This window comes from Streptomyces sp. NPDC086549, assembly GCF_044746205.1.
Taxonomy (GTDB): Bacteria; Actinomycetota; Actinomycetes; order Streptomycetales; family Streptomycetaceae; genus Streptomyces.
In genome coordinates, this window is record NZ_JBIVBS010000023.1 from 24,724 (window position 1) to 45,465 (window position 20,742).

The window sequence follows — 20,742 nt, forward strand, 5'->3', positions numbered from 1 at the left end:
GTGCCAATGGCCCTGCAATTCAGTCGGGACTTGAGCCAGTGTCCCGGCGGATGCTCTCATGGGTGTGTCGATGGCGCTGCGGATCCCGCGGCGCCTTTTCCATGCCGGTGTCCACAGGGGGCGGGAAGCAGTGCTGAAGAGAGTGTTCGTGGCTCCGGACCCGGGGCGGCTGCGGCTGCGTTTCGCCGCGCGGGCCGTCCTCGGCATCGGACTGGCGGTGGCCGTCTGCGGCCTGGCCGGACACTCCCTCGTGGGCACCGTCACCGGCGGGCTCGCCGCGCTGCTCGCCCTGTTCACCGTCACCGACGCCACCGTGCGCGGGCAGGCGTTCACCACCGCCCTGCTGCCCGCCGTGGGCCTGCCGGTGCTCGCCGCCGCGGCCGGACTGCACGACCACCCCGTGGCCCGGGACCTCGCGTTCCTCGCGGTCGTCGGGGCGGGGGTGTACGCCCGCCGGTGGGGGCCGCGCGGCCACAGCCTCGGCGTGTTCGCCTTCATGACGTTCTTCGTCGCCCAGTTCGTGCACGCCACCGTAGAGCGGCTGCCCGAGCTGTACGTCGCCGTCGTCCTGGCGGTGCTCGTCGCGGGGGCGGTGCGCTTCGGACTGTGGTGCTACGAGCGCCGCCTGCCCCCGGCCCCCGTGCCCGCCCCGCCGGGCGGCACCGGCCTCGCCCGGGTGACCACCCGGCAGGCGGTCCAGGCGACCGCGGGCGCGGGCTTCGCGCTCGTCGTGGGCCAGCTGGTGTCCGGCCAGCGCTGGTACTGGGCCGTCGGCGCCACCTGGTGGATCTTCGTGAACACCGCCTCGCGCGGCGAGACGCTGGTCCGCGGCTTCCGCCGGGTCCTCGGCACGGTCATCGGCATCGGCCTCGGTCTGCTGGTCGCCGTCCCGGTGGACGGGGCGCCGCTGCCCAGCGCGGTCCTCGTCGCCGCGGCCGTCTTCGGCATCTTCTACACGGCCGCCGTGTCGTACACCTGGATGATGCTCTGGGTGACACTGCTCGCCGAACTGCTCTACGGCCTCCTCGGCGTCCTGAGCCCCGGCCTGCTCGCCCTGCGCCTCGCGGAGACCGGCGTGGGCGCCCTCGGCGCGGTACTGGCCGTGCTGTTCGTGCTGCCCGTCACCACCCACACCACCACCGACGTCTGGATCCAGCGCGCCCTGCGCTGCGTCCACGCCTGCACCGAGGAGGCCGCGGCCCTCTCCCGAGCTCTCGGCTCCACTCCAGCAGGGGGGACCCCCACCACCGGCTCGCCCACGGCCGACCCGGTGGCGCGCGTGGCCGAGCTGGAGCAGCTGCTCGGCCGGGTACGGCTCTCCGTCGCCCCGCTCGTCCACCCGCTGAACCCGATGCCGGCCCGCAAGCGGCGCGCCCGCCGGGTGCTCGCCCTGCTCGACGACTGCGCCCGAGAGATCCGCGGCCTCGTCGCGGTCGCCGCCGACCCGGACGCCTCCCACGACGCGCGGCTGGCCGCCGCCTGTCGGCGTGTGGAGGTGGCCGTCGAGGCCCTCACCCAGGGCACTCCCGAGCACGTCACCCGCCCCGCCGAGCCGCCCGTGGAGCCCGCCCTGGCCCACCTCCACGGCCTGGAGCGGGCCCTGGCCGACCTGGCGGAGCCCCTGCGCTCTCCCTCCGGTTCGCCCCTCGTCGGAGCCTGAGCCGCGTGCCGTCGTCACCCGGTCCGACCGGTCACACCCCGTCCGACTGGTGACACGGCGTCCGCTCGCCCGATCAGCGCCACGGACCGGGACCTTGGTCTAGACCGTTGGTGATCGACTGCTACCGTCGGCCCGGGACTGGCTCGGACCGAGAGGGGACAGCTGTGGCAGACGGCGGCAGGCGGCGCAGGGCGTTCATCGGGTCGTTCACGGCGGCGGGGGGCCCGGGCATCGTCACGGCGGCCGTCCACCCGCACAGCGGCGCGCTGGCCGTGCTCGGCAGCGTCGACGGCGTCCCCGACCCCTCCTACCTGGCCCTGTCGCCCGACGGGGACACGCTGTACGCCGTCAGCGAGACCACCGACGGCGCGCTGGCCGCGTACCGCGTCGAGGGCGACAAGCCGCGGCTCGCCGGTCCTCCGGTACCTGTCGGCGGCAGCGGGCCCACGCACCTGAGCCTGTACGACGGACACGTCCTGACCGCCAACTACGGCTCCGGCAGCGTCACCGCCGTACCCGTGCGCGCGGACGGCACCCTGGCACCCATCCCGTCCGGCCGGCTCCAGCACGCCGGATCCGGCCCGCACGAACGCCGCCAGCGCGGCCCGCACGCCCACCACGTCCAGCCCGACCCCAGCGGCCGCTGGGCCGTCAGCGTCGACCTCGGCACGGACTCGGTACGGGTGTGCACCCTGGACCGGGGCACGCTCGCACTGCACCGCGAGATCGCCCTGCGCCCCGGCTCCGGCCCCCGCCACCTGGCCTTCCACCCGGGCGGCGGCCACGCCTACGTTGTCAACGAACTCACCCCGACCGTCACCGTGTGCCGCTGGGACGCCGCAAGCGGCTCCCTGAAGCCGCTGACCGAGACCCCGGTCCTGCCGGGCGCCCCGGCCGGCGACGCCTACCCCTCCGGCATCGTCGTCTCACCCGACGGCCGCTTCGTGTGGACCGCGACCCGCGGCGAGGACGTGCTGTCCGTGTTCGCCGTCGAGGGGGAGGGGCTGCGGCTGACCGGCACGGTGCCGTGCGGCGGCCACTGGCCGCGCGCCCTGGCGGAGTCCGGCGGTTTCCTCTACGCGGCCAACGAGCGCTCCGGCGAGGTGACCTGGTTCGCGATCGACCCGGAGACCGGGATGCCACGCTACGACGGCTCGGTGGTGGTGCCCGCGGCCTCCTGCGTGGTCTTCGGCTGAGGCCGGCCGCCGTCCCCGCGGCCGACCCCGCCGCCGATCCGCGTCACGCAAGGCGAAGGGCCCGCTCCGTCCCGGGAGCGGGCCCTGTGTCGTACGGATGCCGTGATACGTCAGCGGACCGGAGTGCCCTGCGGCTGCTGCGGAGCGATACCCAGCGCCGTCGTGTACTTGGCCAGGGCGAGCTTGCCGATCGCCGGGTACGCGCCCAGCGCCTCGGCGGTCGCGCAGCCGGCCTCGGCGGCGGCCGCCTCCAGCAGACCCGGGTCGATCTCCGGGCCGATCAGGTACGGCGCCAGCGCCAGCTGCTGCGAGCCCGAGGCCCGCAGCTGCTCGGCGATGGAGATGATCGCACCCTCCTGGTCCAGAGCCGCCGCCATCACCGGCACGGCGAGCCGCGCGGCGAGCAGCATGCCGGTGATCCCGGCCGCCTGCACGGCCTCGTCGCCCCCCACGGAGGCGAGGACGATGCCGTCCGCGGCGGTCGCCACGGTGAACAGACGGGCGCGGTCGGCGCGGGCGAGGCCCGCCTCGGACAGGCGCACGTGCAGCGCCTCGGCGAGCAGCGGGTGCGGGCCGAGGACGTCGGTCAGATCGGCGGCGACCCGGCTGTCCATGACGGCCTGGCGCACCCGGCGCAGCAGAGCACTGTCCGGACCGGCCAGCAGCGGAACGACGACGGCGACCGGGCCGTCGGGCGCCTTGGCCTCGACGCCGGCGGCAACGGCCTGCTCGTAGCGGGCGGTGCGCTCCTCGGCGGCGTGCGCGAGGACGGACGTGAGGGTGGGGAACTCCGCGTCGTCCCCGTCCAGGTACCCGATCCGGGCGTCCAGGCCGGGCAGCTCGGAGCGGGCGATGCTCACGACCTCCTCTGCGAGGCTGCGCGTGGCGGCGCTGGGCGTACCCGGCACCGCGAGGACGAGCGCGGGCGCGCCCTCGGGAGCCACCAGCGGTTCGGGGCGGCGGTGCCGTCCGGGCTGGCGGGGTCGCGGCATTCGTACTGGCAGGCCGGACGCGGGTCCAGTGGGGGAGCTCATGGAGCCGCATGTTAGTGGCTTTCTGGGCTCCCCTGTTCGGGGAGGGTGCAGGTGAGCGGTATCCGTCCGGTTTTGTCTGATGAGTTACGCGCGCATCACACGGGATCGGGGCACTTGCCGGACACTTAATACCTCAAGGGGATCAGTCACCTTTTGTGGTCATGGTGTACAACATCGCCTCTTCACTCGGCAGGGTGAGCCGCCCGGCCGCCAGACCGGTCGCGACCCGCACGGCTCCGTGCAGCGGGTCCCCCTCGGCCGGCACCCGGCGGGCATGCGGCAGCCGCCTCGCCAACTCCTCGCCCAGGGGTACGAGAAGCGGGTCGCCCATCTTGAACAGGCCACCGGTGAGGGCGATGCGGGGCTCGCCCGCCGGCGGGCACACCGCGGCGGCGGACTCGGCCATGTGCCGGGCCGCCGAGCGCAGGATGCCCGCCGCGACCGGGTCGTCCGTCGCGCAGGCGGCCACCCGGGGAGCGAAGGAGGCGAGGACCGCGGCACGGTCGGAGCGCGGGTAGAGCCGTCCGGGCAGCTGTGGCATCGGGCCGAACTGATCTTCGGCGCACGCCAGCAGCCGTACGGAGCCCCCGGCCCGCCCGTCGTGGGCGCGCAGCGCCGCCTCGAGACCGGCCCGACCGATCCACGCCCCGCTGCCGCAGTCGCCCAGCAGATGGCCCCAGCCGTCCGCCCGCAGCCAGCCCGTCAGGTCGGTGCCGATCGCGATCAGCCCCGTACCGGCGGCGACCACGGCACCGGGGCGCGGGCCGAGGGCGCCCACGTAGGCGGTGACGGCGTCGGCGGCGAGAGCGACGGTGCGCACGCCGAGCTCCCGGGCCAGCGCACCCGGCAGTTCGGCGCGCAACGCGTCGCCCAGGGTGGCGAACCCGGCGGCGCCGACGACGGCGGTGTCCAGCCCGCCCACGCCGGCCTCGGCGGTCAGATCACGGACCAGGGGCAGGAGCAGCTCCAGCAGATGCCCGGGGTCGATCCCCCGCGCGCCGGTCCTGACCGGCTCCCCCGACTCCCGCACGGCCGACAGCCCCCGGCCCGGAACTCCGACGACGGCACGGAGACCGGAGCCCCCCGAGTCGACGGCCAGGAAGCCGGACCCGTCCCCCGCGCCACCGGTCACGGCAGGCGCCAGTCCACCGGTTGTCCCCCCTGCTGGATCAGGAAGTCGTTGGCCCGGCTGAACGGGCGGGAGCCGAAGAAGCCGCCGTTGGCCGAGTACGGGGAGGGGTGGGCGGACTCCACGGCCGGCAGATCGCCCAGCAGCGGACGCAGGTTACGGGCGTCGCGGCCCCACAGGATGGACACCAGGGGCTTGCCCCGCGCGGCCAGCGCACGGATGGCCTGCTCGGTGACTTCCTCCCAGCCCTGGCCACGGTGCGCACCCGGCTTGCGCGGGGCCGTGGTGAGCGCCCTGTTGAGCAGCAGCACCCCCTGCTGCGCCCACGGCGTCAGATCGCCGTTGGACGGCTGCGGCAGGCCCAGGTCGGCGTTCAGCTCCCGGAAGATGTTGTCCAGGCTGGGCGGCAGCGGACGGATCTCAGGCGCGACGGAGAACGACAGTCCCACCGCGTGTCCCGGTGTCGGGTACGGATCCTGGCCGACGATCAGGACGCGTACGTCGTCGAAGGGCTGCTGGAAGGCCCGTAGGACGTTCGGCCCGGCCGGCAGGTAGGTGCGTCCGGAGGCGATCTCCGTGCGCAGGAAGTCGCCCATCGAAGCGATCTGTCCGGCCACGGGTTCCAGGGCCTTCGCCCAGCCCGGTTCGACGATTTCATGCAAGGGTCGTGGTGCCACGGCGTCACCCTACTGCCGTACGCGGGGCGACGATCAAGCGGTGGCCGGAGGCCGACCGAGGTTGACCGAACCGTCGCCCCGGACGACCGGAACTTCCTTTCCTCGCGGCGGTCGACCTCATCCGACGACCGCGGCCCGCACGCACAGCACGTCCGGCAGATGGGAGGCCAACTGCCGCCAGCTGTCGCCGTCGTCGGCCGAGGCGTACACCTCGCCGTTGCGGTTGCCGAAGTACACGCCCGCCGGATCCGCGTCGTCCGTGCACAGAGCGTCCCGCAGCACCGTGCCGTAGTGGTCCTCCGTCGGCAGCCCGGCCGACAGCGGCTCCCAGCTCTTGCCCGCGTCCGCCGTCCGGAACACCCGGCAGCGGTGGTCGGCGGGCACCCGGTCGGCGTCGGCGTTGATCGGGAAGACGTACGCCGTGTTGCCGCGGTGCGGGTGGGCGGCCGCCGCGAAGCCGAAGGTGGACGGCAGGCCCTCGCCGATGTCCGTCCAGTGCGCGCCCGCGTCGTCGCTCCGGTACACCCCCCAGTGGTTCTGCAGGTACAGCAGGTCCGGGGAGGACGCGTCCTGGGCGATCTTGTGCACGCACTGGCCGAACTCCGGGTTCGGGTCCGGCAGGAACACCGCGGACACACCGGAGTTGGACGGCGTCCAGCTCGCGCCGCCGTCCGTGGTGCGGAACACCCCGGCCGTGGAGACGGCGACGGTGACCGCCCGCGGATCGCGCTGGTCGGTGACGACGGTGTGCAGCCCCTCGCCCCCGCCGCCCGGCACCCACCGTGAGCGCGTGGGGTGTTCCCACAGCGGCCGGACGAGCTCGAAGCTCTCCCCGCGGTCCGTCGAGCGGTACAGGGCGGCCGGTTCCGTGCCCGCGTAGACCACGTCCGGTTCGGCGGCCGCCGGGTGCAGCTGCCAGACCCGCTCCAGCGAAGCGCCGGTGTCCTTGGGAAACTTGACGGCCGGCCGGGACGGCTCGGTCCAGGTGCGGCCCAGGTCGTCGGAGTGGAACACGGACGGGCCCCAGTGCGAGCTGTCGCCGCCGGCCAGCAGCCGCGGGGTGCGGCCGCGGGTGTCGATGGCGACCGAATAGACCGCCTGGGCGTTGAAGCACGGACTCTCGTCGAACTCCCAGGCCCCGGCTCGCCGTCGTGCGATGAACAGCCCCTTCCGGGTGCCCACGGCGAGCAGTACCTCGGTCATGCCGACCACCTCCGGGATGTGTTTCTCACAGAGAGTTTTCAGACATCGGCCAGTCTGCACCCCGCCACTGACAGTCACCCCTGGACATTGCTTCGTCGCAGGTCAGAGGCGTGGTGTCGGCCTGTCGCGGAAATCCGGGGGTCCGTTTCGGCAGACGCCTGCGCGGGCGGGGAGTCTCGTGCGACCGTCGGGGCGGGGGCTCGCCGTGAGCAACGAGGGGACCTCTCCCGTATGGGAGGGCGGTCCGGCCTGTCCGTGCGCTCGTGAGGAGGATGCCGTTGATGGCGTTCCGTGGTCCGAAGGTGTGGCTGTGGCGCTGGCGGCGCAACCCGCTCCGGCGTCGTGCCGACGTGGTGGAGGCCTGGGTGGTGCTCGGCGCCTGGCTGCTCACGGTCCTGGCCGGGGTGCTCGCCGGTCTGGTGACGGCCCGGTCCGTGGAGTACGGCCTGGCCCGGGAACGCGTCGAGTGGCGCCCCGTCGTGGCACGGGTCGTCGGGAAGGCACCGGGATCCTCCGCCTCGGAGACCGAAACCGGCGTGGGCGAGCGGGTGTGGGCCAAGGTGCGCTGGACCGTGGCCGACGGCTCGTCGCACACCGGTCAGGCGCGGGTCGCGCCCGGCAGCGCGGCCGACGCCCCGGTCACCGTCTGGACGGACCCGCAGGGCCACCTCGTCACCAGACCCGTCACTGTTTCCCAGGGCCACTTCCGCTCCGGCCTGATCGGCGTCCTGGCCGGCGTCAGCACGGCAGCGGTTCCCTTCATCGCCGGCCGTGCCCTGCGTGCCCGCCTGGAGCGACGGCGCATGGACCGGTGGGACGCGGAGTGGGCGCGACTGGGCCCGCAGTGGGGGCGGACGGCGGGGTGACCCCGGTTCCGGCCGCCGGGGCGACACGGTCTGCCCGTCGGCTCGGCGTCCGGCGATTCCGGCAGCCGCGTCGGTCCGGCACCGGGCCGACGGCTCCCGCCCGTGGGCACGTGCGGGCGCTGCGGTCCGGATCCGCCCGTGCGTCCGCCTGCCCGAGGCCCCGTCACGCGTCGGCGCGTCGATGATCCGGCGCGGGGCGCAGTGCGTCGGGACCGGCTGCCTCGTGGGCGTGCGTCTGCCTGTCCCACGCTCCACCACGCGTCGGAGCACCGTTGAAACCGACCCCCTACAGGCCCCTCAGCACCTCCCGGCACGTCCTCAGCAGCCTTTCGTCCTTCAGGATGTCGTGGCTGCCGTACCCGTCCGCGCGGGCCGTGTGGCGGCGCGGGGCGGCGAGTTCCGTGTGTGCCAGGTCCCACAGGGGCGCGCCTGCCGGGCCCGTCCCGGCGAGGCAGCCGGCGATCGTGCCGCGCGTGTGGGGGTTCTCCGTCCAGGCGGAGCGGAGGGCCGGGAGCACGGGTTCCGCGTCACCGCCGATCCGCCAGAAGGCGCAGGCGGCGGACGTCCGTTCCCACACCAGGTCCGCCGACTCCGTCATGCGGCGCAGCCCGGGCAGTGCGGCGCGGGCGGCGGGACCCAGCCGGGCCAGCTCCCCGGCGGCGACGCTGCGGCGACCGGACTGCTCGTGCGTCAACTCCCGGAGAAGGACGGGGAGTACGGCGGACGCGTCCCCCTCCACTGCCCACAGCGCCCCCGCGGCCGCGGCCGCGTACCCGGTGTCCAGCAGCCCCCGCAGGACCGGCACGGCCACACGCGCTGCGGCCCCGAACGACCCCAGTGTCCGGGCCAGGTTCGGCACGACGGCGTCCCGGGATCCGAGGTCGCCCGGCGCGCCGCTGAGCAGACGCAGCACCTCCGGGACGGCCGCCGTGTCGCCCAGGGCCTTGAGAGCCGACAGCAGCGGTACGGCACGGTCGGCGACCTCGGGGGAACGGAGGTCGACCCGGCCGAGCCTGCGCCGCAGTGCGGGAGCGAGCGGGCCCGCGGACCGGCCGAGATGGACGATCACGTGTCCGAGGTCGTCGGGTACGACCGGCCCCGCGAGCACGTCGGCCAGGATCGGTACCGCCCGCGGATCACCGCTCCTGGCCAGGGCCTTGAGCGGGCCGCCCAGGGTGGGTGCCCCGCGCTCCCACCGGTGGACCCGCAGTCCGGGCCGCTCGGCCAGCAGCGCGCAGAGGTCGTCGGCGGCGGGCGCGGCCAGCCCGAACAGTTCCGACAGGACGGAGACCGAGGCGTCCCGCAACTGGTCCTGATCCTCCCGGAGCTGGGCGCCGATCAGGGCGATCGGCCCGCTGTGGTCGGCGCGCCACTCGCGGAACAGCGCCGCCGACATCCACACCGCGTTGCACCGGTCGATGGCGTCCGGGCTGGTCAACTGCCCGGTGAGCAGGGCGATCCGGTCGGCCACCCGGTCGCCCAGCCCGGTGTGCAGGGTCCGCAGCAGGTGCGAGCCCTCCTCGTCCGAGGGCCGCAGCCGCCGGATCCGTGCGACGAGTGTGTCCGTCCCGGCGCGGTCCGGTGCGCCGGACCGGTGCTCCGACCTGTCCCGGAGCAGCCGCACGGCGGTGGGGACCAGATCGGCCGGGAGCCGGTCGGGCGCGCCGAGCGCGAGCTGGCCGAGCGAGGCGAGCCGCAGCCCGGGACCGTACGGCGGGGCGCTCTGCGCGGCCAGCAGGTCCACCGCCTCGACGGCGTGTCCGGGATGGCACCGCACGAAGTGGCCGAGGCCCTCCGTCAGGGCGAGCAGGACCCGGTCGTCCCGCTCGACCGTGAGCCGCTGCCGTAACAGGCCCAGCACGCGCGCCGGTTCGTCGAGGAACCGCACGAGCGCCCCGGGCGCCGCCCGCCGCACCCCGGCGTCCGGGTCGCCGGCCAGGGCGACGAAGGCCTCCGCACCCGCGCGCACCGCGGCATGGGCACGCGCACAGCTGCCGCCGGCGCACTCCGCCCCGATGCTCACCAGCAGCTCGACCATGCCGCCCCGGTCCGGCACCTCCGCGCGGGCCAGGAGCCGGAACAGGAACGGGACGCAGGCCAGCGTCGAGTCGTACACGTTCCCCTGGTGGTGCACCGAGCCGTACATCCCGTCGAGCGCCGCCTCGCGCTCGGCCGGGTCGGCGGAGGCGAGCCCGCGCAGCAGTGCGGGTACGTCCTCCGCGCTGCCGTACGCGTGCCGCAGCGAAGCCCAGTCGACCTCGTCGATCCCCGTGAACACGTTGTCCTCCCCAGGCGATTGCCACCTGGTCGCGAGTCTGCACCACCGCACTGACAACGAAGCGGAGTCGAGCGGCGACTGTGTGCGATCCGTCGGCTGTCACCGGCCACGGGCGGCGTGCGCGGCGGGAGGGATCAGTTTCCGCCGGGCAGTGCCCGCTCCAGGATCGCGCCGAGGTCGGCCGCGCCGGACAGCGTGCCGAAGGCGTGCCCCCAGTCGCCGTCGAGCCGGCTCGCGCAGAAGGCGTCGGCGACCGCGGGCGGAGCGTGCCGGACGAGGAGGGAGGCCTGGAGGGCCAGGGCCATCAGCTCCACCGATCGGCGTGCGCCCGTCTGATCGGTTTCGGCCAATCGGTCCTTCAGCCGGGCCACGGCCGCGTCCAGCCGCGCGTCCGCCCCCTGGGCCAGGGCGAGTTCGGCGAACAGGGCCTCCGCGGCGCCGGGCTCGCGGCCGAGCGCCCGCAGCACGTCGAGCGCGTTGACGTTCCCCGACCCCTCCCAGATCGACAGCAGGGGGGCCTCCCGGTAGTGGCGGGGCATGCCCGAGTCCTCGACATAGCCGTTGCCGCCCAGGCACTCCAGGGCCTCGGCGGTGAAGGCCGGGCCCCGCTTGGTCACCCAGTACTTGCCGACGGCGGTCGCGATCCGCCGGAAGGCCTGCTCCCCGGCGTCCCCGCGCACCGCCCGGTCGGCCGCCCCGGCCAGCCGCAGCGTGAGCGTGGTGGCGGCCTCGGACTCCAGCGCCAGATCGGCCAGGACGTTGCGCATCAGCGGCTGGTCGAGCAGCCGGGCGCCGAACGCGCTGCGGTGCCGCGCATGGTGGCCCGCCTCGACCAGCGTCTTGCGCATCAGCGTCGCCGAGGACATCACACAGTCCAGCCGGGTGCAGTTGACCATCTCGATGATCGTCTTCACGCCCCGGCCCTCGGGGCCCACCAGCCAGGCCACGGTCCCGTCGAACTCCGGCTCGGAGGAGGCGTTGGACCGGTTGCCCAGCTTGTCCTTCAGTCGCTGGATGCGGAACGTGTTGCGGCTGCCGTCGGGCAGGACGCGCGGCACCAGGAAGCAGGACAGGCCTTGCGGAGCCTGGGCCAGCACGAGGAACACGTCGCACATCGGGGCCGACGTGAACCACTTGTGCCCGCGCAGCGTGTACATACCGGACTCGGCGGTGGGCGTGGCGACGGTGGTGTTCGTCCGGACGTCGGAGCCGCCCTGCTTCTCCGTCATGCCCATCCCGGCGAGCAGCCCGCGCTTGTCGGTGGGCACCCGCAGCCCCGGCTCGTACTCCCGGCTCGTCAGCAGCGGTTCGTAGATCTTGGCGAGATCCGGCTGGGCGCGCAGCGCGGGGACGGCCGCGTACGTCATCGACGTCGGACAGCCGTGTCCGGCCTCGGTGTGCCCCCACGCCAGGCCGCCCGCGGTGCGGGCCACGTGGGCTCCGGGCCGGTCGTCCGCCCAGGGCGCGCCCGCCAGGCCCTCGGCGACCGCGACCCGCATCAGGTGGTGCCAGCTGGGGTGGAACTCCACCTCGTCGATCCGGTTGCCGTACCGGTCGTGGGTGCGCAGCACCGGCTCGTGCCGGTTGGCCTGCTCACCCCACTCCTGCGCCTCGGCGCTCCCGGAGCGCCGGCCGAGGCGCCGTATCCCTTCCTCGGCCCAGCCGGCCCCCTCGCGGCGCAGCCCCTCGAGGAGAGCCGGGTCCTCGGAGGCGTCGTAGGGGGCCAGGGGCGGGGCCTGGTTGGTGACGTCGTGGGTGGCGTACTGCGGCTGAGGCTGTGCGGGTGTCGGGACCATACGGCTATGTTGCGCTCTTAGTGCGACTGTAGCAATGATGCAACAAGAAGGCGCACGTACAGTACGTGCCCATGCGGATGAACGTGTCAGTGCAGCCCGGCGAGGTCGACCTGCGGCCGCTGTCCGCGCGATCGGTCGTGCTGAGCCTGCTGCTCGGCACGCATCCGCCGGAGCTGCCGGTGAAGGACCTCGTGCGGCTGGTGGAGCCCTTCGGTGTCGGCGGCTCCACCCTGCGGGCCGCGCTCAGCCGGATGGCCGCCTCCGGCGACCTGCGGCGCACGGACGCCGTCTACGGGCTCAGCGACCGGCTGCTGGCCCGCCAGCGCCGCCAGGACGACGCGGTGCACCCCTGCACGCGCGCGTGGGAGGGCGACTGGGAGATGGTGGTGATCACGGCGACCGGCCGCGGCCCCGCCGAACGCGCGGAGCTGCGCGCTCGGTTGACCGCCTTGCGCCTGGCCGAACTCCGCGAGGGCGTGTGGCTGCGGCCCGCCAACCTGGTCCGCTCCCTGCCGGACGACCTGCGGAGTGTCGCCCAGTCCTACACCGCCCGCCCCGACGGCTCCCCGCACGAACTGGTAGCCGGCCTGTGGCCGCTGGACGCCTGGGCCGCCACCGCCCGTGCCCTGCTCGCCCACATCGCCGGGTCCCACCGCCCGGCCGACCTCCTCACCGCCTTCGCCGCGGTCGTACGCCATCTGCTCACCGACCCCGTCCTTCCCCCCGCGCTCCTCCCCGCCGACTGGCCGGGGGAGGCCCTGCGCGCCACGTACGCGGACTACCAGCGGGAACTGGCCCGGTCAGTCAGGTGATCTCCGCGCCCGGCCGGGTGGCGTACGGCCCACGGGTGGTACACGAGGCACGTGAGCAGTCAAACGCCGTCCGGTCCGCCGTCCGGTCCGCCGTCCGGTCCTCCTTCCGGTCCGCCACCCGGTCCGCTGCCCGGTCCGGCGTCCGGTCCGCCCTCCGGTCCGCCACCCGGTCCGCTGGGCGGAGCGCCGGAACCCGGCCCGCCGCCCCGTCGGCGACCCTGGTGGCGTGGGCTTCCCGCGCTCGCCGCCGCCGGTGTCGCCGTCACCGGTGCCGTGGTGTTGCTGGTGGTCACCGCCGACCGGCACGAAGGCCAGAAGACGCAGCAGGAGGAGGTCGGCTCCCCCGCGGCGGCCCGTGAGATCGCGAGACGCGTGGCGCTGGCGCCCGCGGACTGGGGAATGGGTGTCACGAAGGGGGATCCCTACGAAAGCGAGGACATGACGGAGGGGGTGACGGATCAGAACTGCGATTACGCGTCGCGGTCGATCGCGAATGCCCTGGCCGCCATGCGGCGCAATGTCAGGAAACCGGACGGCACGGTTCTCGCCAGCTCGCAGATCGTCGTCTACCGAAAGCCGGAATTCGCTCGGGCCGATCTGTCCCGGTTGCGTTCGGAGGTGCGACGATGCCCGATGGTGAAGGAGGCCGAGGGACTCGCGCGGTGGGACGGCGTGCACGAGGTGAGGATTCCGGAGCTGAAGGGCTTCGACGAAGTGGTGGGCGAGGAAGGCCGGCTGGTCGTCGACGGGGACGGCCGGAAGGCGGACAACTACTACACGAATCTGACCGGCCGCAAAGGGCAGTTCGTGATGCAGACGTATGTCACTCGCAACGGCAAGGAGTCGCAGGCCGAGAACCGCCGTGACGCCACCAAGGCCCTCGATCTGCTGCTGGGCCGCCTCTAGAGCCTGTCGCGGACCGCGGGCCGCCACCCGGATTCCGGATGACGGCCGTGTGTGTGCGGGTCAGCGGTAGACGATGTCGGAGGAGGCGTACCTGCAGTACGTCCCGTCGGCGCCCGTCCCGTTCTTGCTCGGCTCCGCGCCCGTGTTGTTGCCGATGTACTTCTGGCAGGGAACGATCTTCTTGCTGGTGTCCCCGACCATCGTGACGGCCTTCAGGGTCGCGCTGTCGCCGTAGTTGGTGTTGATGCCGACGATCCGGCCGCCCTTGTAGGTCGCCTCGATGGTGTTGAGGTTGATGGTCCGCTTGTACTGCGTCTTGCAGTTGCCGCACGAGCGGACGAAGGTGCCGAAGTTCTGCACCGCGAAGTTCGAGACGTTCAGCGTTCCGGCGCCGTTGAACTGGAACACCTTGTCGCTCGCTTCCTTCGCGCCGCCGCCGGAGACGGTGTACACGTTGGACGACGAGGAGCCGAGGAACGTCGCCGCGTCCTCGCCGACGTCCTCCCACCAGACGTTCTGCAGCGTGCAGCTGCCCAGGCAGTGGATGCCGTCCGCGGCGGGCGAGCCGATGATGACGTTCTTCAGGACGGCGCCGGGGGCCAGTTCGAGGATGGGGTCCTGGTCCTCGCTCTGGCCGGCGGTGCCCAGGTCGCCGCTGCCGTACAGGCGCTTCATCCCGTAGTCCTTGGTGCCCGAGACCGGGATGGTGGCCGTGACGGCCTGACTGCCGTTGGCGGTCGGCCAGGTGGCGGCGCTCGCCGGAGAACCGTCCGTCATGATCATGCCAACCGAGAGCCCGAGGGCGGCGAGGCCGCCGAGAACCGCGCGTCCGGTGTCCGAAGGTGGTTTGTGAGTGCGCATGCGGGTGCGTCCCTCCGTGGGGGTTGGGGCATGTACGTGAATGTCGTACGCCATGCGGAACGCTGATTGAGGAAGTCGGGGCCTTTATGGGCCTGATATCGGGCCCCGTGGTCACACTGTTGAACGGACCGTAGGATGCAAGCGCTTTCTAGTCAACGTCTCGCGCGGAACGCGTTCGGGCCGGTCGCGAAGTGGTGTGGGAGCGCTTCCATGATGGCCGCGTCCATGCCACGATGCCGATGTTCCGCGTACGACCTGTACGACCTGTACGACCGTACGAGCTGTACGACCTGTTCCCGCACGACGCCGCACGAGCCGCGATCAGAAAGGGACGAAGGACGTGCCCCCCACAGTCGGCGCCACCGTCAACCACGTGAGAAAACCGCTGCGCTCGTCATTGCTCGCCTTCCTGGGCGCGCTGCTGCTGCCGCTGCTCGCCGCGACGGTACTCGTCGCGGCGCCGGCCTCGGCCCGCACGGAGGCGGTCCCCACGGCCACGCTCACCGAGGTCACCGGCTTCGGCGACAACCCCAGCAATCTGCAGATGTACGTGTACGTGCCGAACAGCGTCACCGCGCACCCCGCCGTCGTGGTGGCCGTGCACTACTGCACCGGCTCAGGGCCCGCGATGTACTCCGGCACCGAGTGGGCCTCGCTGGCCGACCAGTACGGATTCGTCGTCGTGTACCCCTCGGTGACCCGCGCCAGCAAGTGCTTCGACGTCTCCTCGCCGCAGGCGCTGCGCCGCGGCGGCGGCAGCGACCCGGTCGGCATCAGGTCGATGGTCGACTGGGTGACCCGCGCCTACTCGGCCGACACGGGCAAGGTGTTCGTCACCGGCATCTCCTCCGGCGCGATGATGACGAACGTCCTGCTGGGCGACTACCCCGACGTGTTCGCCGCGGGCGCCGCGTTCTCCGGCGTGCCCTTCGGCTGCTTCGCCACCACCGACGGCTCCGAGTGGAACAGCGCCTGCTCCGGCGGCACCGTCGGCCACACCCCGCAGGAGTGGGGCGACCTGGTCCGTGCCGCCTACCCCGGCTACACCGGCCCCCGGCCACGGATGCAGGTCTGGCACGGCACCGAGGACGACGTGCTGCGCTACCCGAACTTCGGGGAGGAGATCAAGCAGTGGACGAACGTGCTCGGCGTCGGCCAGACCCCGGCCGCCACCGACACGCCCGCCTCCGGCTGGACCCGCACCCGCTACGGCGGCACCGGTGACCAGGCCCCCGTGGAGGCCGTCAGCCTCCAGGGTGTCGGCCACAACCTGTACTCCTACGGCATGGCGTCCCGCGCGCTCACCTTCTTCGGCCTGGACAGCGGCGGACCCGCGCCCCAGCCCCCCGCGGGCGGCTGCAAGGTGACGGTCACCACCAACGCCTGGAACACCGGCCTGACCGCCTCCGTGACCGTCACCAACACGGGAACGACGGCGGTCGACGGCTGGAGACTGGGCTTCACCCTGCCTTCCGGCCAGACCATCACCAACGGCTGGAACGCCACGTACAGCCCGGCGTCCGGGGCGGTGACGGCCACCAACGTCTCGTACAACGCGGCGATCGCGCCGAACGGGAGCGTCGGCATCGGCTACCAGGCCACCCACACCGGCAACAGTGCGGCCCCCACCGCCTACACGCTCAACGGCACCACCTGCACGGTCAGCTGACGGGCCGGGGGCGCGCGGGACGGCCGCGCGCCCCCGACCGACCGCCGCCCCCACCGGAGAGGTCCCCGTGAAGCCGCTCAGAAGCGTGCCACTCGCCACCCTGATCAGCACCTGCGTCCTTGCGCTCGCCCTCGTCGTGACGTCGTCGGCGCTCACGGCCCTGGTCGCGGACCGCGACTCCGCCGTCCCCCGGGCGACTTCGGGCACCTCCCGGGCCGGACGGCACTGGGTGAACACCTGGACCGGGATGCCCCAGCTCACCGAGCCCGCCAACCTGCCGCCCGCGCCCTTCACCGGGGACAGGTCCGTCCTGGCCGACACCACCGTGCGGCAGACCGTGCGCATCTCCGTGGGCGGTCACCGCCTGCGGCTCCGGTTCTCCAACGCCTACGGCGACACCCCGCTGCCGCTCACCGCGGTGACGGTGGCGCCCCCTCGGGACGGAGAGGCGGGCGTGAGCGCGATCGAGCCGGGCAGCACGCGGCGGGTCACCTTCTCCGGTCGAGTCTCCGCGACCGTCCCGGTCGGGGCCCAAGTCGTCTCCGACCCTCTCGACTTCGACCTGGGCGCCGGATCCGACCTGACGGTCACGGCGTACACCGCGCAGGGCCAGCCCTCGCTCGCGCTCACCTCGCACCCGGGCTCGCGCACCACCTCGTACCTCCTGAACGGCGACCACACGAAGGACGAGGACCTGCCGGGCGCCACCCCCGTCAATCACTGGTACCTGCTGAGCGACGTCGAGGTCCTCGCGCCCGGCTCCACCGACGCGGTCGCGGTGCTGGGCGACTCCCTGACCGACGGCCGCGGCTCGACGACCAACGGCAACGACCGCTGGCCCGACCAGTTCTTCGACCGCCTCCGGTCACGCCCCGCGACCTCGGACATCGCGGTCCTCAACCAGGCCGCAGGCGGCAACCGCGTCCTCGACGACGGCCTTGGCCCCAACGTCCTCGCCCGCCTCGACCGGGACGTCCTCTCCCGCAGTGGCGTCTGCCGGCTGATCGTCTTCGAGGGCGTCAACGACGTCGGCACCGCCGACGCCACCCCCGACGCCCAGCGCCGTGTCACCGGCGACCTCGTCGCCGCCTACCAGCAGATCGTCGTCCGTGCCCACGCCCAGGGCATCCGCGTCTACGGAGCGACCCTGCTCCCCTTCGGCGGCAACACCCTCTACGACGACCCGGCGGGCGAGCGGGAGCGGTCCAGGCAGCGCGTGAACGCCTGGATCCGCGCGCGCGGCCACTTCGACGCGGTGATCGACTTCGACCGGGCGGTACGCGATCCGGAGAATCCGGGGCGGCTGCTGCCAGGATTGCAGGTCGGGGACTGGCTGCATCTCAATCCGGAGGGTTACGGAGTGCTGGCCGGGGCGGTTCCGGTGGGGTTGTTCCGGCGGTGAGGGGGCGACATCCGGACAGACCGAGACCGCATGCCCCACGGGATCGCGAGCTATGAGACCGCGAGCTATGAGACCGCGAGCTATGAGACCGCCGTCCGCGCCGCCGTCAGCAGCGAGTCCCAGTCGGCCAGCTTGACCACGCTCCGCCCGAGCCGGGCCCCGAGCTCCGCCTCGGCCCGCTCGATGGCCTGCCACCCCCTCCACTCGACCGGCACGATCCCCTCTGCCCGGAGCGCCGCGACGGGATCCGGCGGCACGTCCTTCCGCACGAGCGTCGGGGCGTCCTCCAGCAGGTGCGTCACCGTCTCCTTGGCGCACGGGCGGTTGGTGCCGATGACACCCGTCGGGCCGCGCTTGATCCACCCGGCCACGTACTCGCCCGGGGGCACGAAGCAGCCCCGCGCGACACGGCCGTACGCGTTCGGCACCGTGCCGCTCTCGGCGTCGAACGGCAGCCCCTCCAGTGGCACTCCGCGATAGCCCACCGAGCGCAGCACCAACTGCGCCTCCACGTCCTCGAACCGGCCGGTCCCGGTCACGCCGCCGTGCCCGTCCGGCACCGTCCGCTCGAACCGCACCGCGCCCACCCGGCCGCCGTCGGCCAGCAGCTCGACGGGGCGCAGGAAGAAACGCAGCCGGATGCGGCGCGCCGCGGCCCCGGGCGGCCCGTCCGCCCAGCCGCGCAACGCCTCCACGTTCCGGCGCTGCGGGGCGGGCAGCCCGGAGGGGTCGGCGTAGGCCGGATCCAGCGCCAACTCGGCCGGATCCACGGCGACTTCGGTGTCCGGCAGGCCGCCCAGCTCGCGCAGCTCCTTGGTGGTGAAGCGGGCCTGCGAGGGGCCGCGCCGGCCCACCATGCTGACCTCGGTCACCCGGCTCGCCGCGAGCGTGCTCAGCGCGTCCTGCGGCATGTCGGTGGGGCTCAGCTCCGCCGCGCCGCGGGCCAGCATCCGCGTGACGTCCACCGCGACGTTCCCCACGCCGATGACCACGGCCGACCGGACCTCGCGTACGAAGGCCTCCGCCACGGAGTCCGGATGCGCGCTGTACCAGGACACGAACTCGGTGGCCGACCAGCTGCCCGGCAGGTTCTCACCGGGAATGCCGAGGTGCCGGTCGGTCGAGGCGCCCACGCAGTACACCACCGCGTGGTAGAGCTCCCGCAGCCGCTCCACGGGCAGCCCACCGGGGCCGCCGACCCGCACGCCGCCGAGGAACCGGACCCGGTCGTGCTCCAGGACCGTCCGCAGGTTCCCCTGCAGCGACTTGATCTTCTCGTGGTCCGGTGCCACGCCGTAGCGCACCAGACCGAACGGGCACGGCAGCCTGTCCAGGACGTCCACGAGCACGTCCGGGTCCTGCTGGACCAGGGTCTGGGCGGTGTAGCACCCGCTCGGCCCTGAGCCGACGACGGCGACACGCAGCACGGCGGAACTCCTTCCCCGGGAGACCGGAGGAGATCGCTGGTGTGTCCAGCATTGCACTGCGGAGCCCGCACTGACAGGGTGCGGCCGGGTGATGTGGGCGCGTGTCCGCTCGTACGGAGTGCTATCACGGGGCTACGTGGCGTGTTTCCTCGAAGTGCGGGGGACGCGTCGCCGTCGAGGGTGTGGGGGCTACTCCGGCCGGTCGTCCGTCGCGAAGAACCGCGACAGATCCTTCTCGCCCGTCCCGCCGGACGGCTCGGTCCCGGGCGGAACGCCCAGTTCCCGGTCGAGCCGGTACCGCTTGAACAACTCGGCCCGCAGGACCGGGATCGGCATCGGCACCCCGGGGACCAGCGCCGAGTACACCGCCCCCATGAGCAGCGCGCGCAGCATCGGGTAGTCGGCCGCGGCGTCCTCGGAGCCGTACCGGGTGACGGTGTCGCTCAGCAGCTCCGCCAGACGGCGCTGCTCGGGGCACTGCACGAACCCCTGGGACTGCAGGAGCCCCGCCATGTGCTGTCGCATCAGGACAGGCCGGTCGCGCGCCAGCCCCAGGATCGCGTCGATGGCCCGGGCCAGCCGCTCCCGGCCGTCCTCGGTGCGCGGCTCGCGCTCCAGGGCCTCCTCCAGCGTGCGGTGCATCAGCCGGTGCACCGCGGACTGCACCAGCTGGCGTTTGCCGGGGAAGTAGTAAGAGACCAGCCCGCGCGCCGAACCCGCCCGGTCCGCGATGTCGCCCAGGGTCGTGGCCTCGAATCCGTGCTCGTCGACCAGTTCGACCGCGGCCTGCAGGAGCCGCTCCCGGGAACGTCGGCGCAACTCTTCATTGACCGAGGCGCTGCGCGGGGACATGCTGTAACTCCTGCGTTGACTGGCTGCCAGCCAACTATACTCAACGCATCAGGCCCGGCTTCGGCGCGGGCCTGTTCAGGGCTGCCGTCCGTCTGGGGCGACGCGGGGGATCGTCTCAGGCGGACGGCGCGTACCGGCCTCGGGCCGGCCCACCAGGTCCAGCACCGGAAGCAGCCCGTCCGGCCGTTCGGTCACCGGCAGATGGTCCACGAAGTGCACCCGGCAGCCCAGGGCCGTCGCGCCGCCGTCCGCGGCGCGGCTGTCACCGACCATCAGTACGTCCCGCGGATCGGCACCGAGCGCCTCGCAGGCGGCCGCGAACAGCCGTGGGTCCGGCTTCTGGATGCCGTGTTCGTACGACAGCACGTACGCGTCCACGTGCGCGTCGAGCCCGTGCTCGCGGAAGACCGGGCGCAGGTCCCAGCCGATGTTGCTGACGACGCCGACCCCGATCCCGCGCTCGCGCAGCGTCCGCAGCACCTCGGCGGCGTCGGGGTACGGGGACCATGCGGCGGGGGACTTGTGCCGCTCGTACAGGGCGTCGTGCAGCGCCGGGTCGGGGAGCGTGACCCGACGGGACAGGCCGGTGTACGCGGCCCGGTGCAGTTCGGCGCTCTCGTCGCGGACCGCCCACACGTCGGCGAGGTCCTCGGGCGGATCGGCCGGGACCGCCCCGCCCGGCAGCGCACCGGCGAGTTCCAGTGCCCGTGCGGTTTCGGCGAGTTCGGGCTCGGTCAGGGTGAGGGGCTTCCCGGCCAGTACGGCACGCAGCCAGGACTCGGTGGACTCGATGCGGAAGAGGGTTCCGGAGAAATCGAAGAGGACGGCAGCCATGCGCCGGACCCTACCGGGGCCCGCCCGGCGCATGACCGCCGTCCAGTGTGCGTCAGTTCGATCGGGCTGTGGGGCTGAACGGGATCGTCCGTTGGTGAGGGTGCCTTGCCGTGCGCCACAGGGCGTGCCCGGCTCTGGCG

At 73.4% G+C, this 20,742-nt stretch carries 17 protein-coding genes; 7 read left to right on the top strand and 10 right to left on the bottom strand.

The features are described 5' to 3' along the window. Positions 1 to 130: 130 nt before the first annotated feature. Positions 131 to 1,660: an FUSC family protein gene (locus tag ACIPSA_RS44000; protein ID WP_402645955.1), complete on the top strand. Its 1,530-nt coding sequence runs from the start codon at positions 131 to 133 to the stop codon at positions 1,658 to 1,660. Positions 1,661 to 1,824: 164 nt separating this feature from the next. After that, positions 1,825 to 2,856, top strand: coding sequence for a lactonase family protein (locus ACIPSA_RS44005; protein ID WP_402645957.1), 1,032 nt, complete (start codon positions 1,825 to 1,827; stop codon positions 2,854 to 2,856). Positions 2,857 to 2,966: 110 nt separating this feature from the next. On the opposite strand, the gene ACIPSA_RS44010 is transcribed toward ACIPSA_RS44005, so the two are convergent. From ACIPSA_RS44010 to ACIPSA_RS44025, 4 genes are all read right to left on the bottom strand, one after another. Further along, positions 2,967 to 3,890, bottom strand: a complete 924-nt coding sequence (locus tag ACIPSA_RS44010; protein ID WP_402645960.1) for a sirohydrochlorin chelatase — start codon at positions 3,888 to 3,890, stop codon at positions 2,967 to 2,969. A gap of 142 nt (positions 3,891 to 4,032) precedes the next feature. Continuing rightward, positions 4,033 to 5,022: an N-acetylglucosamine kinase gene (locus tag ACIPSA_RS44015; RefSeq protein ID WP_402645963.1), complete on the bottom strand. Its 990-nt coding sequence runs from the start codon at positions 5,020 to 5,022 to the stop codon at positions 4,033 to 4,035. Continuing rightward, positions 5,019 to 5,696, bottom strand: a complete 678-nt coding sequence (locus ACIPSA_RS44020) for a uracil-DNA glycosylase (RefSeq protein WP_402645966.1) — start codon at positions 5,694 to 5,696, stop codon at positions 5,019 to 5,021. The genes ACIPSA_RS44015 and ACIPSA_RS44020 overlap by 4 nt, the downstream gene beginning before the upstream one ends. A 117-nt stretch (positions 5,697 to 5,813) precedes the next feature. Continuing rightward, the gene (locus tag ACIPSA_RS44025) at positions 5,814 to 6,899 is read right to left on the bottom strand and encodes a WD40/YVTN/BNR-like repeat-containing protein (RefSeq protein WP_402645968.1); all 1,086 of its coding nucleotides are present in this window, start codon (positions 6,897 to 6,899) and stop codon (positions 5,814 to 5,816) included. A gap of 281 nt (positions 6,900 to 7,180) precedes the next feature. Between ACIPSA_RS44025 and ACIPSA_RS44030 the strand changes: the two genes are divergently transcribed. Further along, positions 7,181 to 7,765: a hypothetical protein gene (locus tag ACIPSA_RS44030; protein ID WP_402645971.1), complete on the top strand. Its 585-nt coding sequence runs from the start codon at positions 7,181 to 7,183 to the stop codon at positions 7,763 to 7,765. Positions 7,766 to 8,051: 286 nt separating this feature from the next. Here the strand turns inward: ACIPSA_RS44030 and ACIPSA_RS44035 are convergent, their stop codons facing one another. Together ACIPSA_RS44035 and ACIPSA_RS44040 are read right to left on the bottom strand one after the other, a co-directional pair. Further along, positions 8,052 to 10,043 (bottom strand): HEAT repeat domain-containing protein, encoded by a 1,992-nt coding sequence (locus ACIPSA_RS44035; protein ID WP_402645974.1) that lies wholly within the window; start codon positions 10,041 to 10,043, stop codon positions 8,052 to 8,054. 134 nt (positions 10,044 to 10,177) lie between these two features. Next, the gene (locus ACIPSA_RS44040) at positions 10,178 to 11,839 is read right to left on the bottom strand and encodes a DNA alkylation response protein (RefSeq protein ID WP_402645976.1); all 1,662 of its coding nucleotides are present in this window, start codon (positions 11,837 to 11,839) and stop codon (positions 10,178 to 10,180) included. Positions 11,840 to 11,910: 71 nt separating this feature from the next. On the opposite strand from ACIPSA_RS44040, the gene ACIPSA_RS44045 reads away from it, so the two are divergent. Together ACIPSA_RS44045 and ACIPSA_RS44050 are read left to right on the top strand one after the other, a co-directional pair. After that, complete coding sequence (locus ACIPSA_RS44045) at positions 11,911 to 12,651, top strand: PaaX family transcriptional regulator C-terminal domain-containing protein (protein ID WP_402645978.1); 741 nt, start codon at positions 11,911 to 11,913, stop codon at positions 12,649 to 12,651. Between the two features lie 285 nt (positions 12,652 to 12,936). Continuing rightward, positions 12,937 to 13,557: a hypothetical protein gene (locus ACIPSA_RS44050; protein ID WP_402645981.1), complete on the top strand. Its 621-nt coding sequence runs from the start codon at positions 12,937 to 12,939 to the stop codon at positions 13,555 to 13,557. A 60-nt stretch (positions 13,558 to 13,617) separates the two neighbouring features. Here ACIPSA_RS44050 and ACIPSA_RS44055 read toward each other — a convergent pair whose 3' ends face one another. Beyond that, entirely contained in the window at positions 13,618 to 14,418 is an 801-nt protein-coding gene (locus ACIPSA_RS44055; RefSeq protein ID WP_402645984.1) for a pectate lyase, read from the bottom strand. A 373-nt stretch (positions 14,419 to 14,791) separates the two neighbouring features. On the opposite strand from ACIPSA_RS44055, the gene ACIPSA_RS44060 reads away from it, so the two are divergent. After that, positions 14,792 to 16,087, top strand: coding sequence for a PHB depolymerase family esterase (locus ACIPSA_RS44060; protein ID WP_402646188.1), 1,296 nt, complete (start codon positions 14,792 to 14,794; stop codon positions 16,085 to 16,087). A 100-nt stretch (positions 16,088 to 16,187) separates the two neighbouring features. After that, positions 16,188 to 17,489 carry an SGNH/GDSL hydrolase family protein gene (locus ACIPSA_RS44065; protein WP_402646190.1) on the top strand — a complete coding sequence of 434 codons (1,302 nt, stop codon included), beginning with the start codon at positions 16,188 to 16,190 and terminating at the stop codon, positions 17,487 to 17,489. 80 nt (positions 17,490 to 17,569) lie between these two features. Here the strand turns inward: ACIPSA_RS44065 and ACIPSA_RS44070 are convergent, their stop codons facing one another. The 3 genes from ACIPSA_RS44070 to ACIPSA_RS44080 all read right to left on the bottom strand — a co-directional run bounded on the left by ACIPSA_RS44070 (position 17,570) and on the right by ACIPSA_RS44080 (position 20,602). Then, the gene (locus ACIPSA_RS44070) at positions 17,570 to 18,916 is read right to left on the bottom strand and encodes an FAD-dependent oxidoreductase (RefSeq protein ID WP_402645985.1); all 1,347 of its coding nucleotides are present in this window, start codon (positions 18,914 to 18,916) and stop codon (positions 17,570 to 17,572) included. 189 nt (positions 18,917 to 19,105) lie between these two features. Beyond that, positions 19,106 to 19,768, bottom strand: coding sequence for a TetR/AcrR family transcriptional regulator (locus ACIPSA_RS44075; RefSeq protein WP_402645988.1), 663 nt, complete (start codon positions 19,766 to 19,768; stop codon positions 19,106 to 19,108). 75 nt (positions 19,769 to 19,843) lie between these two features. Continuing rightward, positions 19,844 to 20,602: an HAD family hydrolase gene (locus tag ACIPSA_RS44080; protein WP_402645991.1), complete on the bottom strand. Its 759-nt coding sequence runs from the start codon at positions 20,600 to 20,602 to the stop codon at positions 19,844 to 19,846. Positions 20,603 to 20,742 lie beyond the last annotated feature (140 nt).